The organism is Streptococcus moroccensis (assembly GCF_030812835.1).
Classification (GTDB): Bacteria; Bacillota; Bacilli; order Lactobacillales; family Streptococcaceae; genus Streptococcus; species Streptococcus moroccensis.
In genome coordinates this window covers 1-15457 of sequence record NZ_JAUSTM010000004.1, presented here as the reverse complement: position 1 = coordinate 15457, position 15457 = coordinate 1, and the positions used below count along the sequence as shown (strand labels likewise).

General features: G+C 44.7%; 7 protein-coding genes. 5 read left to right on the top strand and 2 right to left on the bottom strand.

What is annotated here, in order from left to right:
* Nucleotides 1-63 precede the first annotated feature (63 nt).
* Nucleotides 64-531, bottom strand: a complete 468-nt coding sequence (locus J2S23_RS02490; protein ID WP_307121194.1) for a COG2426 family protein — start codon at nucleotides 529-531, stop codon at nucleotides 64-66.
* A gap of 223 nt (nucleotides 532-754) precedes the next feature.
* On the opposite strand from J2S23_RS02490, the gene J2S23_RS02485 reads away from it, so the two are divergent.
* Nucleotides 755-1210, top strand: a complete 456-nt coding sequence (locus tag J2S23_RS02485) for a CtsR family transcriptional regulator (protein WP_307121193.1) — start codon at nucleotides 755-757, stop codon at nucleotides 1208-1210.
* Nucleotides 1211-1219: 9 nt separating this feature from the next.
* On the top strand, nucleotides 1220-3649 hold the full coding sequence (locus J2S23_RS02480; RefSeq protein WP_307121192.1) for an ATP-dependent Clp protease ATP-binding subunit: 2430 nt from the start codon (nucleotides 1220-1222) through the stop codon (nucleotides 3647-3649).
* A gap of 37 nt (nucleotides 3650-3686) precedes the next feature.
* Here J2S23_RS02480 and tyrS read toward each other — a convergent pair whose 3' ends face one another.
* Nucleotides 3687-4943 carry a tyrosine--tRNA ligase gene (gene tyrS, locus J2S23_RS02475; protein ID WP_307121191.1) on the bottom strand — a complete coding sequence of 419 codons (1257 nt, stop codon included), beginning with the start codon at nucleotides 4941-4943 and terminating at the stop codon, nucleotides 3687-3689.
* 162 nt (nucleotides 4944-5105) lie between these two features.
* On the opposite strand from tyrS, the gene pbp1b reads away from it, so the two are divergent.
* From pbp1b to rpoC, 3 genes are all read left to right on the top strand, one after another.
* Entirely contained in the window at nucleotides 5106-7601 is a 2496-nt protein-coding gene (pbp1b, locus tag J2S23_RS02470; protein ID WP_307121190.1) for a penicillin-binding protein PBP1B, read from the top strand.
* A gap of 335 nt (nucleotides 7602-7936) precedes the next feature.
* Nucleotides 7937-11506 carry a DNA-directed RNA polymerase subunit beta gene (gene rpoB / locus J2S23_RS02465; RefSeq protein WP_307121189.1) on the top strand — a complete coding sequence of 1190 codons (3570 nt, stop codon included), beginning with the start codon at nucleotides 7937-7939 and terminating at the stop codon, nucleotides 11504-11506.
* A gap of 181 nt (nucleotides 11507-11687) precedes the next feature.
* Nucleotides 11688-15326 (top strand): DNA-directed RNA polymerase subunit beta', encoded by a 3639-nt coding sequence (rpoC, locus tag J2S23_RS02460; protein ID WP_307121188.1) that lies wholly within the window; start codon nucleotides 11688-11690, stop codon nucleotides 15324-15326.
* Nucleotides 15327-15457 lie beyond the last annotated feature (131 nt).

The following is a 15457-nucleotide window of genomic DNA, read 5'->3' as shown; positions in this document are numbered from 1 at the left end:
ATAGTAATCAGTCGTCAAAAAAAGAATTCAACCTTACTAGTCATTTAGTGAGGTTGAATTCTTTTAATGGCTAAAAACGTTGAGGCCAAATACGGTCAAAAAACCCATGATGACACCTGCTAAAATCACTCCTAGCATAATGACCACAACACTTTTTTTGAAGTCCCAACCTAAAATACTGGCTGCCAAGGTTCCTGTCCAAGCGCCTGTGCCTGGGATAGGAATACCGACAAAGAGAAGAAGGGCTAGGAAAATCCCGTTCTTACCAGCCTTTTCTTCCAAGACTTTCCCACCTTTTTGGCCTTTACGAAGGCACCAGCTAAAGAAAGGGCCAATAACAGGTTTATCTGCTCCCCATACCAAGACTTTGTGGGCAAAAAAGAAAATGATGGGCACTGGCAGCATGTTTCCAAGGACACCCAGAGAAAGTGCTTGCCAAAAGGGAATACCGTTTGCAATGCCGTAAGGCACTGCGCCACGAAGTTCAATCAATGGAACCATTGAAATCAACAATAAAATAAGATAATGCATAAAACCATCCTTAATGATAATAGTCTTATTGTATAGACTTCTGTCTGAAAGGTCAACTAAAAACTATTGGCCCAAAAAGAAATGAAGAGCAGTACATACTGTGACAAGGGAGACTCAACTAGCGGAGCTGGAGGGGACTTATTTTCTAGTCAGATGCCTCTTTAGTTCCTAAATGGTTGAATTTTTGATATAATAGTCAAAGATAGTCAGAGGAGGTGGTCTGATGGAGCCGAAAAATACATCTGATAGCATTGAAGCTTATATTAAAAAACGGTTAGCTCAAGCAGGATTTGTAGAGCTTAAGCGTAGCGAAGTTGCGGCGTCTTTTGAAGTTGTTCCAAGCCAGATTAACTATGTGATTAAAACGAGGTTTACCGAGAGCCGTGGGTATGTGGTTGAAAGTAAGCGTGGTGGTGGTGGTTATATCCGCATTGATAAAATTGATTTTTCAGATCATCATCACCAATTAGAAGGGCTGAGGCTTAGTCTAGGAAATCAAGTCAGCCAAACTGTTTTTACAGATATTATTCAAATGTTGTTTGAACAAAAGTTGATGACAGAAAGAGAAGGAAATCTTATTTTAGCCATGAGCACCAATGAGGTTTTAGGAGCAGAAGCTGATAAGATTCGAGCGAATTCGTTGCGACGGATTATTCAGCAATTAGATAGAAAAGAGTAAAAGGGACGTATGAAATTATCACACGGTATGAGAACAGCTTGGGAAGATGGTCAGATACTTGCCCAACGTTATGGGAGCCAATCGGTTGAGTCGTGGCATGTTCTTCTAAGTTTTATTGGCAATGTCGAATCGATAGCGGGTGCAGCTTTACAGGATTTTGATTTCGATTTTGACGATTATGATCGTGCCATCTATGCTGCAACTGAAAAGGAAATGCTCGAAGAGGTGGGAAGCTTTACTGTTTTACCACATTCTAAACGGTTGCGCAATCTTACTGAGTTTGCCAAGGCCATTGCGCAAACGCTTAAGGCAAAAGAACTCGGGACAGAGCATTTATTGCTAGCTATGATATTAGACGGTGCTTCGCTAGCTTGTCGTGTTCTCGAGGAAGTTGGTTTTGCGACTGAGCAGGGAGAGCATGATGTAACCATGGTCGAGTTGCGAAAAAACTTGGAGCACAAAGCTGGAATGACTAAAGCAGATATAAAAGCCATTCGAGCGATGATTAAGGGCAATTCAGGAGCCTCTAAGGGCAATATGGCTAATATGATGGGCATGCCGAGTTCACCTAGTGGCGGTTTAGACGATTATACCCGCGACTTGACTGAAGCTGCTCGTCAAGGGGAGATGGAGCCGGTTATTGGTCGTGATGCTGAAATTTCACGCATGGTCCAGATTCTCAGTCGAAAAACGAAGAACAATCCTGTTTTAGTTGGTGATGCGGGTGTGGGTAAAACGGCCCTAGCACTAGGTCTTGCGCAACGCATTGCAGCAGGCGAAGTTCCTGAAAAATTGGCTCAGATGCGTGTTTTGGAACTGGAATTGATGTCCGTTATTGCTGGAACCCGTTTTCGTGGTGACTTTGAAGAACGGATGAACAATATCATTGATGATATTGAGGCGGATGGTCAGGTGATTCTCTTTGTAGATGAACTCCACACCATTATGGGCAGCGGGAGCGGAATTGACAGCACGATGGATGCGGCCAATATTCTAAAGCCTGCCCTGTCGCGTGGGACCCTTCATATGGTCGGAGCCACGACCCAAGATGAATACCAAAAACACATTGAAAAAGATTCTGCCTTATCTCGTCGCTTTGCCAAAGTTGTCGTAGAATCCCCATCAGAAGCAGAGGCTGTTGTTATTTTGCAAGGCCTAAAGGAAACGTATGAGCAACACCATCGTGTCTCGATTTCGGACAAAGCGGTGGAAACAGCTGTGACCTACGCCAAGCGATATTTAACAGGAAAAAACTTACCGGATTCTGCAATTGACCTTTTAGATGAGGCTGCCGCTACTGCCCAAAATAAGGCTGGTCATGCAGGGATTCAGCCGGAATTAAATGAACTGGACCGTGCTTTGATGGCAGGAGAGTTAAAAAGAGTTGAAGGGTTGCTAGATGGTGAAGAACGTTACTCGGACATTGTCGTCACTGAACACGATATCTTGACGACGCTTAGCCGATTGTCTGGTATTCCAGTCACTAAATTAACTAAGACGGAAGCCAAGAAATACCTTAATTTAGAGGCGGGATTGCACAAGCGTGTGATTGCGCAGGATGCAGCTGTTTCGGCTGTCAGCCGTGCCATCCGGCGCAATCAGTCGGGAATTCGTCAAACCAAGCGACCGATTGGCTCCTTCATGTTCCTAGGTCCAACTGGTGTCGGGAAAACGGAACTTGCCAAGGCCTTAGCAGAAGTTCTTTTTGATGATGAATCGGCTTTGTTGCGATTTGACATGTCTGAGTATATGGAAAAATTTGCAGCCAGTCGTCTCAATGGTGCGCCTCCCGGTTATGTCGGTTATGAAGAAGGTGGCGAGTTAACAGAAAAGGTGCGTAATAAACCTTATTCCGTTCTTCTTTTTGATGAGGTCGAAAAGGCACACCCAGATATTTTTAATGTCCTCCTTCAGGTTCTGGATGATGGTCAGTTGACGGATAGTCGTGGACGCAAGGTCGATTTTTCAAATACCTTAATCATCATGACCTCTAACCTCGGAGCGACAGCTCTCAGAGACGATAAAACAGTTGGGTTTGGGAGCAAGGATTTACGATTTGACCATGCTAACATGGAAAAACGGATTTTTGAAGAGTTAAAACGGCATTACAGACCAGAATTTCTCAACCGTGTTGATGAAAAAATTGTTTTTCATAGCCTTGACCAAGCGCATATGCAAGAAGTGGTTAAAATTATGGTACAACCGCTCATTGATAGTTTAGCCGAGAAGGATATCAAGGTGAAAATACAGCCTTCTGCCCTTAAACGCTTAGCAGAACTCGGTTATGACCCAGAGATGGGAGCAAGACCACTCCGCCGTGCGATTCAAACGGTATTGGAAGACCCGTTGGCAGAGAAACTCTTATCAGGAGAGTTAAGCCCTGGCCATCTTCTTAAAATTGGCGTCAAGCAACAAGATATTAAGTTTGAGATTGAATAAAGCAAAAAGCACTGGTAGACCAGTGCTTTTAAGCTTCTTAAAACGTTAAAACAAAGTATTTTTTCTTCCCGCGACGGATGACGGTAAGTTCGCCGTCAATCTTATCCTTGTCTGACAAGGTGTAGTCAAGGTCTTGAACACGGTCACCGTTGATGTAGATGGCTCCGTTTTGGACATCTTCTCGGGCCTGGCGTTTAGAAGTGACAACACCAGCTGTAACCAAGAGTTCGACGATGTTCAAATCGTCCTCGGCTTGAACGGCATAGTTAGGAACGTTGCTGAGTCCGGCTTTGAGTTCGTCGGCTGAGAGTCCCTTAATGTTTCCTGCAAAGAGTTGCTCGGTAATGTTCAGGGCTTGGTTATAAGCGTCTTCTCCATGAACGAGGCTTACCACTTCTTTGGCTAAGATTTTTTGAGCCAGACGTTCATGCGGTGCTGCTTCAAATTGGACACGAATGTCTTCGATTTCTTCTAAGCTTAAGAACGTAAAAATTTTCAGGAAACGAACTGCGTCTTCGTCCATGACGTTAAGCCAGAATTGGTACATTTCATAAGGACTGGTTTTAGAAGCGTCCAACCATACAGCATTACCTTCAGATTTACCGAATTTTTTACCAGTTGAATCGGTAATGAGGGGGACAGTGATGACATGGCCAGTCTTGTCAGCCTTACGGCGAAGCAATTCAGTACCCGCTGTCATGTTGCCCCACTGATCGGATCCTCCGATTTGAAGGGTAACGTTGTGGGTACGATTGAGTTCATAGAAATCGTACCCTTGCATGATTTGGTAGGCAAACTCGGTGTAGGAAATACCTGTTTCAATCCGTTTTTTAACAGATTCCTTACTCATCATGTAGTTGACAGTGAAGTATTTCCCAACATCGCGCAAGAAATCGATGAAGCTGATAGATCCAAACCAGTCGTAGTTGTTGGTCATGACGGCCTTGTTTTCACCGTTCTCGAAATCAAGGAAGCGAGAGAGTTGGCCTTGGATTTTTTCAACCCAGCCATCAACAGTTTCCTTGGTCTGTAGGCTGCGCTCAGCATCCTTAAAAGAAGGGTCCCCGATCAAACCAGTCGCTCCTCCGACCAGCGGGAAGGGTTTGTGTCCTGCCAGTTGCAGGTGACGGCAGACCAAGATAGGCACTAGATGACCTAAATGCAGACTATCAGCTGTTGGGTCATAGCCTGAATAATAAGCGACGCTCCCTTCTGTCAAGGCTTTTTCGAGGGCTTCTTCGTCTGTCGTTTGAAAGACAAGGCCGCGCGCTTTGAGTTCTTCAAAGATGTTCATAGGCTATTCTCCTTTTTAGATTTTGATTTCTGTTTGATTAAACAGAACTACTGATAGACTGAAGGTCTCGATTTCAGTAATGTTTCCATTATATCACAAATTATCTTGAGATGGCGAAGAATTAAAAAAATATGTTATAATGGGCTGGATAAGGAGTTTTTAATGGCAAAATTTGATTTTGAGAAATTGAAAAACATACAAAACAACGAAAAAATAAAGACGGTTAAAACAGGAGTCGTCAGCTTATGGGAAAAATCTGGACTAGTCAAAGTAGCCCCTTATTTTAGGAAGGTTTTAAGTGGTATTAAGATCGGGCTCAATACTTTGTTTATCCTTGCTGTGCTTGGGGGAGCTCTTGTCGCTGGTACAGGGCTTGGTTATTTAGGTAGCCTTTTTGAAGACGTTGACGCTATAGATCAGACAACTCTGGTTAGTCGGGCTAGTGAAGTGACGGGGATTTCTAAATTAACATACGCGGATGGCAGTTTAATTTCGGAGGTGAAGTCTGATCTTTTAAGGACAGAAGTTTCTAGCGAAGGAATTTCGTCCTACATCAAACAAGCTGTCACCTCAATTGAAGATGAAAACTTTGAAACACATGAAGGTGTTGTGCCTAAGGCTATTTTCCGGGCAGCCTTGGGGTCTCTTGGTTTAGGGTCATCAAGTGGTGGCTCGACGTTAACCCAGCAGCTGATCAAGCAACAAGTTGTCGGAAATGAACTGACCTATTCTCGTAAGGCATCTGAAATTGTCTACGCCATGGAATTGGAAAGACTTCTGAGCAAGGATGAGATTTTAACCCTTTATCTCAATGTTTCGTCTTTTGGACGAAATAACCACGGGCAAAATATTGCTGGTGTTGAAGAAGCCGCTCAAGGAATCTTTGGTGTTTCTGCGGCTGAGCTCTCTATTCCACAGGCTGCTTTTATTGCAGGATTGCCACAGAGCCCTATTGTCTACTCCCCCTATGCTTCGGATGGAACTTTGAAAACAGCTGAAGCGATGGTATACGGTATTGAACGTTCTAAAGATGTGCTTTATAGCATGTATCGGACAGGTGCTCTCTCTAAAGAAGAGTATGAAATTTACAAAGCCTACGACATTTCTCAGGATTTTCTCCCAGGAGAACCAATTGTAAGTGATACGGGTGATTACCTTTATTATGCAGCCGTTGAAGAAGCTGAAGCGATTATTTATGACTTGTTGATTAAACGTGATCAGGTTTCTGAAGAAGACTTGCAAAAGGCAGAAACCGTTCAAACCTACAAGGAGATGGCCAACCAAGAACTCAGTTTAGGTGGTTATACGGTTAAAACGACCATCAATCCAGTGGTCTATCAAGCCATGCAAGAGGCCGCTGTTGCTCACTCCGGTGTCCTGCAAGACGGCACCTCTACTGTGGAGGTTGGTAATGTTTTGCTAGATAATAAGACAGGCGCAATCATTTCTTTTGTTGGGGGGTACAACTATGCTAGTAATCAAGTCAACCATGCCCTCAATACCTACCGCTCTCCAGGTTCCAATATTAAACCTATTTTGCCTTATGCTATTGCCATCGATCAAGGAGTGATGGGGTCAGCTTCTATGGTTTCCAATTATCCAGCGACTTACGCTAGTGGGCAGAAAATTATGCATGGCGTTAGTTCTGGTACCCATATGGAGACGCTCCAAACAGCATTGAACCAATCGCAAAACATTCCAGCTTATTGGACCTATAGCCTCCTTAGGAATACCGGTGTCGACGTCCAGTCCTATATGGAGAAGATGAACATTTCGATTGCCGAATATGGGATTGAAAGTTTACCATTAGGGTCTGGTGTTGAGGTGACCGTTGCCCAAATGGCTAATGCTTACCAGACGTTGGCAAATGATGGGGTTTACCAAAAACACTATATGGTCGAAAGCATTACAGATGAGAATGGGGAAGCGATTCATCAGCATCAAGCAGAACCGGTGCAGGTCTTTTCAAAAGCGACTGCAACCATTATGCAAAATCTGTTGAGAGGACCGATTACGTCTGGGGCTACAACTTATTTTCTCAACAATTTGCGAGGTGTAAATGGCACCTTGGCTGGAGCAGATTGGATTGGTAAAACAGGATCTACAGATTACTACAAGGATGTTTGGCTGAGTCTAGCGACGCCATCAGTTACCTTGAGTGGTTGGGCTGGACATGACGACAACACAGCTATGCCTGACGATACGGGGTACAACAGAAACGCCCAGTACATGGCTCGTTTAGTGGCTGCGATTTACGCAGCAGATCCTACTATTTTTGGAAATATTGGCGAACGCTTTGAATTAGACTCAAGTGTGATTTCTTCACAAGTTCTAACATCTACTGGGCAAAGGCCTGGTCAGGTTACCATTAATGGCAGAACCATTAATGTGAATGGTGCGACAACAACAAGTTATTGGGCTGTGAATGGCGCGCCGGTGACGGGGTATCGCTTCGGAATCGGTGGAACAGATACTGATTACGCCAAGGCTTGGGGGAGTATCGTAGGAGACAGTTCCTCTGATGAAGAAGAGGAAGAAAGCGACTCTGAAAAGGAAAAAGAGGAAACCTCTGAGACCTCATCTGAGTCCGAGTCTTCTGAATCTAGTAGCAGTTCCTCTGAGTCGGCTGAGGAAGCAGATGAAGCGTCTGAAGAGTAGTCTATTCTTTGTGGACGTTATGAGTAGAGGGTATTTCCGTTCAAAATACTTGCATAATAAACCAAATCACGGTATAATGATATGAAAGATTTGTCGTGGTTTTGTTTGAAATATTGTCCAAATAAGACTAACAGCAGTTAAATCCAACTTATACAGGAAGATTTAGCTGCTCTTTTTGCGCCTAAATTTTGGGAAATTTATGTTTGTAACCTAAACTTAAAGATTCTAAAAATTATTATGCAAAAAGGACAAATGATAATAAAACAGGGCGCGTTGCAGTCTCTGTTGCGATTGACTGGTTGAACCGGTCTTATCTTAGAAAAGGAGCTAACAACTTGGCAGGACATGAAGTTCAGTACGGTAAACACCGTACCCGTCGTAGCTTTTCAAGAATTAAAGAAGTTCTTGATTTACCAAACTTGATTGAAATCCAGACCGATTCTTATAAGGAATTTCTGGATCGCGAACTGAAGGAGGTCTTTGAAGACGTTCTTCCTGTATCCAATTTCACAGACACCATGGAATTAGAATTTGTGGGCTATGAAATGCGGGAACCTAAATACACTCTAGAAGAAGCTCGTCTCCACGACGCGTCTTACTCTGCTCCAATCTTTGTTACTTTTCGTTTGATTAACAAGGAAACTGGTGAGATTAAAACGCAGGAAGTCTTCTTTGGAGATTTCCCACTGATGACTGAAATGGGAACTTTCATCATCAATGGTGGTGAGCGGATTATCGTTTCTCAGCTCGTGCGTTCACCAGGTGTTTATTTCAACGATAAGGTGGACAAAAACGGTAAAGTCGGTTATGGTACAACCGTTATTCCTAACCGTGGTGCATGGCTAGAGCTTGAAAGTGACTCTAAAGATATTGGTTATGCCCGTATCGACCGTACGCGTAAGATTCCGTTTACAACCCTTGTTCGTGCTCTTGGTTTTTCTGGGGATGATGAAATCTTTGATATTTTTGGCGATAGCGAGATTATCCGCAATACCATTGAAAAAGATTTGCATAAAAACCTGTCTGATTCACGGACAGATGAAGCCCTCAAAGAAATCTATGAGCGCCTTCGTCCAGGGGAACCTAAAACAGCGGATTCCTCTCGTAGCCTTTTAACAGCGCGCTTCTTTGATTCACGCCGTTACGATTTGGCAGCAGTGGGTCGCTACAAAATTAACAAAAAACTTAACATCAAGACTCGCCTTTTGAACCAAACGATTGCTGAGCCTTTGGTCGATCCTGAAACAGGTGAAATCTTGGTTGAATCAGGAACCGTCATGACCCGTCAAGTCATTGATTCTATTGCGGATCAGTTGGATGGTGATTTGAATAAGATTACCTATATTCCAAACGATTCTGCTGTTTTGACAGAACCTGTTGAATTACAGCGCTTTAAGGTGGTGTCTCCAACAGATCCTGACCGTGTGATTCATGTCATTGGCAATGCCAACCCTGATGAACGCTTGCGTACGATTACTCCAGCTGATATCTTGGCATCTATGAACTACTTCCTCAACCTTTTTGAAGGGCTTGGCCGTGTAGATGATATTGACCACTTAGGGAACCGCCGTATCCGTGCTGTTGGGGAGCTCTTGGGGAACCAAGTGCGTATCGGATTGACGCGTATGGAGCGTAACTTGCGTGAGCGGATGTCGTCGCAAGATAATGAAGTCTTAACGCCACAAAGTATCATCAATATCCGTCCTGTAACAGCAGCTGTGAAAGAATTCTTTGGTTCTTCTCAGTTGTCTCAGTTCATGGACCAACACAACCCACTGTCTGAGTTGTCGCACAAACGTCGTTTATCAGCCTTAGGGCCTGGTGGTTTGACGCGTGACCGTGCGGGTTATGAAGTTCGAGACGTTCACTACACCCACTATGGTCGGATGTGTCCCATCGAGACGCCCGAAGGACCAAACATCGGTTTGATCAACAACTTGTCCTCTTACGGGCACCTCAACAAATACGGCTTTATTCAAACACCATACCGTAAGATTGATCCGGAAACACGTCAGGTAACGGACGAAATCGTTTGGTTGACTGCCGATGAAGAAGATGAGTTTATCGTTGCTCAGGCTAACTCACCACTCAACGAAGACCGTACCTTTGCCAACGATATCGTCATGGGACGTCATCAAGGGAACAACCAAGAATTTCCAGCTGATTCAGCGGATTTCATGGATGTGTCACCGAAGCAGGTAGTTGCCGTTGCGACAGCCTGTATTCCTTTCCTAGAAAATGATGACTCCAACCGTGCCCTTATGGGAGCTAACATGCAACGTCAGGCTGTGCCGTTGATTGATCCAAAGGCTCCATATGTGGGTACTGGTATGGAATATCAAGCCGCCCATGATTCAGGTGCTGCTGTCATTGCTCAGCACAACGGAACCGTAAGTTATGCTGATGCCGATAAGGTAGAAGTGCGTCGTGAAGATGGATCTCTAGATATTTACTCTATCACTAAATTCCGCCGTTCTAACTCAGGTACAGCTTACAACCAACGGACGCTTGTCAAAGTTGGTGACAAGGTTGAAAAAGGGGACTTTATTGCTGACGGACCTTCTATGGAACGCGGTGAAATGGCTCTTGGTCAAAACCCTATCGTTGCCTACATGACTTGGGAAGGGTATAACTTTGAGGACGCGGTTATCATGAGTGAGCGCCTCGTGAAAGAAGATGTTTATACTTCTGTTCACTTGGAAGAATACGAATCAGAAACACGTGATACCAAGTTAGGCCCTGAAGAAATTACGCGTGAAATCCCTAACGTGGGTGAAGATGCCCTTAAAGACCTAGATGAAATGGGGATTATCCGTATCGGTGCTGAGGTGAAAGAAGGGGATATCCTTGTTGGTAAGGTAACACCTAAGGGTGAAAAAGATCTTTCTGCTGAAGAACGCCTCCTTCACGCCATCTTTGGGGATAAATCCCGTGAAGTGCGAGACACCTCTCTTCGTGTCCCTCACGGTGCCGATGGTGTCGTCCGTGATGTGAAAATCTTTACGCGTGCTAATGGTGATGAGTTACAATCTGGTGTCAATATGCTGGTGCGTGTTTACATCGCTCAAAAACGTAAGATTAAAGTCGGTGATAAAATGGCCGGTCGTCACGGTAACAAGGGTGTTGTATCCCGTATTGTACCTGTCGAAGACATGCCTTATCTTCCTGACGGGACACCGGTTGATATCATGCTCAACCCACTTGGGGTACCATCTCGTATGAACATTGGTCAGGTTATGGAACTCCACCTTGGTATGGCAGCCCGCAACTTAGGTATTCATATTGCGACACCTGTCTTTGATGGGGCTTCTTCAGAAGACCTTTGGGACACGGTTCGTGAAGCTGGTATGGATTCAGATGCTAAGACTGTTCTTTATGACGGTCGTACAGGTGAACCATTTGATAACCGTGTGTCTGTTGGGGTCATGTACATGATCAAACTTCACCACATGGTTGATGATAAACTCCATGCTCGCTCAACCGGTCCTTACTCACTCGTTACCCAACAACCACTCGGAGGTAAAGCTCAGTTTGGTGGACAACGTTTTGGTGAGATGGAGGTTTGGGCCCTTGAAGCGTATGGTGCGTCAAATGTCCTTCAAGAAATCCTGACTTACAAATCAGATGATGTAACAGGACGTTTGAAGGCTTATGAAGCCATTACCAAAGGGAATCCAATTCCAAAACCAGGTGTGCCAGAATCCTTCCGTGTCCTTGTAAAAGAATTGCAATCGCTCGGTCTTGACATGCGTGTCCTTGATGAAGATGACAATGAAGTAGAACTTCGTGATCTCGATGAAGGAGAAGATGACGATATCATTCACGTGGATGATTTAGAAAGAGCTCGACAACGTGCTGCGGCTGAAGCAGCAGCCGCCTTTGAAGCAGAGGATGCTGATAATTAAAACTGTCTTAAGCTTGTTAGGACTCTACCGGATCATTTGGATTTTAGTAGAGTCACTAATGCGCTACCGTAAGACAATATGACTATGAAGGAAAAGGATTAAGATAGAGAGCGCTATGACCGTAGAGGTAATCTGTTTTTCTACACCTCCTTCAAAGATAAGATAAAGAAAGGTATAACTAGTGGTTGACGTAAATCGATTTAAAAGTATGCAAATCACCCTAGCTTCACCAAACAAGGTCCGTTCATGGTCCTATGGTGAGGTTAAAAAACCTGAAACTATCAACTACCGTACACTTAAACCAGAACGTGAAGGACTTTTTGACGAAGTTATCTTTGGTCCAACGAAAGACTGGGAGTGTGCTTGTGGAAAATACAAACGAATCCGTTATAAAGGAATTGTTTGTGACCGCTGTGGTGTTGAAGTAACCCGTGCCAAAGTACGCCGTGAGCGCATGGGGCACATTGAATTAAAAGCTCCAATTTCTCACATCTGGTACTTTAAGGGCATTCCGTCTCGTATGGGCTTGACCCTTGATATGACTCCTCGAGCTCTTGAAGAAGTCATCTACTTTGCGGCTTATGTGGTCATTGATCCTAAAGATACACCGCTTGAGCACAAATCTATCATGACTGAGCGTGAATACCGTGAACGCGTACGTGAATACGGTGCAGGTTCATTCGTGGCGAAGATGGGTGCTGAAGCTATTCAAGACCTCCTTCGTCAGGTGGATCTTCCAGCTGAGATTGCAACCCTCAAAGAAGAATTAAAAACAGCAACTGGTCAAAAACGCATTAAGGCTGTTCGCCGTTTAGATGTTTTGGATGCCTTCTATAAGTCTGGTAACAAGCCAGAATGGATGATCCTCAATATCTTACCAGTTATTCCACCGGATTTACGTCCGATGGTTCAATTGGATGGTGGCCGCTTTGCAGCCTCTGACCTGAATGACCTTTACCGCCGTGTGATTAACCGGAACAACCGTTTGGCCCGTCTTTTAGAGCTTAACGCACCAGGGATTATCGTACAAAACGAAAAACGGATGCTCCAAGAAGCGGTTGATGCCTTAATTGACAACGGCCGTCGCGGCCGTCCGATTACAGGTCCAGGTAGTCGTCCATTGAAATCGTTGAGCCACATGCTCAAAGGTAAACAAGGGCGTTTCCGTCAAAACTTGCTTGGAAAACGGGTCGACTTCTCAGGGCGTTCAGTTATCGCGGTAGGTCCTACCCTTAAAATGTACCAATGTGGTGTTCCACGCGAAATGGCGATTGAACTCTTCAAGCCGTTTGTGATGCGTGAAATTGTTGCCCGTGAATACGCGCAAAACGTCAAAGCAGCCAAACGGATGGTTGAACGTGGCGATGAGCGTATCTGGGATATCTTGGAAGAAGTGATTAAGGAACACCCAGTACTTCTTAACCGCGCACCCACCCTTCACCGTTTGGGGATCCAGGCCTTTGAACCTGTCCTCATCGACGGTAAAGCTCTTCGCTTGCACCCACTGGTGTGTGAGGCCTATAACGCCGACTTTGACGGTGACCAGATGGCGATTCACGTGCCCCTTTCAGAAGAGGCACAAGCAGAAGCACGTATCTTGATGCTTGCGGCAGAACACATCCTTAACCCTAAAGATGGTAAGCCAGTTGTAACGCCATCTCAGGATATGGTCTTGGGTAACTACTACTTGACCATGGAAGATGAAGGTCGCGAAGGCGAAGGGATGGTCTTCAAGGATGCTAATGAGGCTGTTATGGCTTACCGCAATGGCTATGTTCACTTACACAGCCGTGTAGGTATTGCAACAGATAGTCTTGATAAACCGTGGTCAGAGGAGCAACAACACAAGATTTTGATGACCACTGTTGGTAAGGTTCTCTTCAATGCCATCATGCCTGCAGAGTTACCATACTTGCAAGAGCCAAATAACGCTAACTTAACAGAAGGTGTTCCAGCTAAATACTTCTTGACTCCAGGTCAAGACATCAAGGCTGAAATTGCCAAATTAGAAATCAACCCACCATTTAAGAAGAAAAACTTGGGGAACATCATCGCAGAAATCTTTAAACGTTTCCGCACGACTGAGACCTCAGCCCTTCTTGACCGTCTGAAAGACTTGGGTTACTACCACTCTACTCTGGCTGGTTTAACAGTAGGTATTGCGGATATTCCAGTTATTGATGACAAGGAAAGTGTTATTGAAGAGGCCCACGACAAGGTTGATATGATTACCAAGCAGTTCCGTCGTGGTTTGATCAACGATGAAGAACGCTACAATGCGGTAACCAACACTTGGCGTGAAACCAAGGAAATCCTTGAAAAACGCTTGATTGAAAAACAAGATCCGAAGAACCCAATCGTTATGATGATGGATTCTGGTGCCCGTGGTAACATCTCTAACTTCTCGCAGCTTGCGGGTATGCGTGGTTTGATGTCAGCGCCGAATGGTCGTATCATGGAATTGCCAATCCTATCTAACTTCCGTGAAGGTCTCTCCGTACTCGAGATGTTCTTCTCAACTCACGGTGCCCGTAAGGGTATGACCGATACGGCCCTTAAGACAGCCGATTCTGGTTACTTGACCCGTCGTTTGGTTGACGTGGCCCAAGATGTTATCATCCGTGAAGACGATTGTGGTACGGATCGTGGTCTTGATATCACCTCTATTACTGATGGCAAGGAAATGATCGAGCCATTGGAAGAACGTCTACAAGGACGTTACACTAAGAAAACGGTACGTCATCCAGAAACAGGCGATGTGATTATCGGTGCTGATAAACTCATCACTGAAGATATCGCCCGTCAAATCGTTCAAGCTGGTGTTGAACAAGTGACTATTCGTTCTGTCTTCACATGTAACACCCGTCATGGAGTTTGCCGCCATTGTTACGGTATCAACTTGGCGACTGGTGATGCCGTTGAAGTTGGTGAAGCTGTTGGTACAGTTGCAGCCCAATCTATCGGGGAACCTGGTACCCAGTTGACCATGCGTACCTTCCACACGGGTGGTGTAGCCTCAAATACCGATATCACTCAGGGTCTCCCTCGTGTTCAAGAAATCTTTGAAGCTCGTAACCCTAAAGGTGAAGCGGTTATTACTGAAGTCAAGGGTACGGTGACAGCTATCGAAGAAGATGCGTCAACACGTACTAAGAAAGTCTTCGTTTCAGGACAAACAGGTGAAGGGGAATATGTTGTTCCTTATACTGCCCGTATGCGCGTTGAGGTTGGTGATACGGTTAACCGTGGTCAAGCCTTGACAGAAGGTTCAATCCAACCAAAACGTTTGCTTGAAGTTCGTGATGTCTTGTCTGTGGAAACTTACCTCCTTTCTGAGGTTCAAAAAGTTTACCGTAGCCAAGGGGTAGAAATCGGTGACAAACACATTGAGGTTATGGTACGTCAAATGCTTCGTAAAGTACGTGTCATGGATCCAGGTGATACCGAGCTTCTCATGGGTACCTTGATGGATATTACAGACTTTACCGATGCTAACCGCGAAATGGTTATCTCTGGTGGGATTCCAGCGACAGCCCGTCCTGTCCTTATGGGGATTACCAAAGCCTCCCTTGAAACCAACTCCTTCTTGTCAGCTGCATCCTTCCAGGAAACAACACGTGTCCTTACCGATGCAGCGATTCGTGGGAAACGCGATCATCTTCTTGGCCTTAAGGAAAATGTTATTATTGGTAAGATTATTCCAGCAGGTACAGGTATGGCTCGTTACCGTAATATTGAGCCATTGGCCATCAATGAAGTTGAATTGATTGAAGCTGAAGAGCTAACAGAAGAAATAGTTAGTCCAGAAGTTGCAGAATAATTGAAAAAGTCAGGAATGCGCATTCCTGACTTTTTTGGCTCATTGTCAACTGTAGTGGGTGACTTATATCATGTACGAGAGAGAATCACGTTGGTTCTCTCTTTTTGCACGTTCAAAGCGATCAAAATTTT

Excerpts from the sequence above, each read along its gene's own strand:
- tyrS (WP_307121191.1), bottom strand. The coding sequence starts at position 4,943 with ATGAACATCTTTGAAGAACTCAAAGCGCGCGGCCTTGTCTTTCAAACG.
- J2S23_RS02480 (WP_307121192.1), top strand. The coding sequence starts at position 1,220 with ATGAAATTATCACACGGTATGAGAACAGCTTGGGAAGATGGTCAGATA.
- J2S23_RS02485 (WP_307121193.1), top strand. The coding sequence starts at position 755 with ATGGAGCCGAAAAATACATCTGATAGCATTGAAGCTTATATTAAAAAA.
- J2S23_RS02490 (WP_307121194.1), bottom strand. The coding sequence starts at position 531 with ATGCATTATCTTATTTTATTGTTGATTTCAATGGTTCCATTGATTGAA.
- pbp1b (WP_307121190.1), top strand. The coding sequence starts at position 5,106 with ATGGCAAAATTTGATTTTGAGAAATTGAAAAACATACAAAACAACGAA.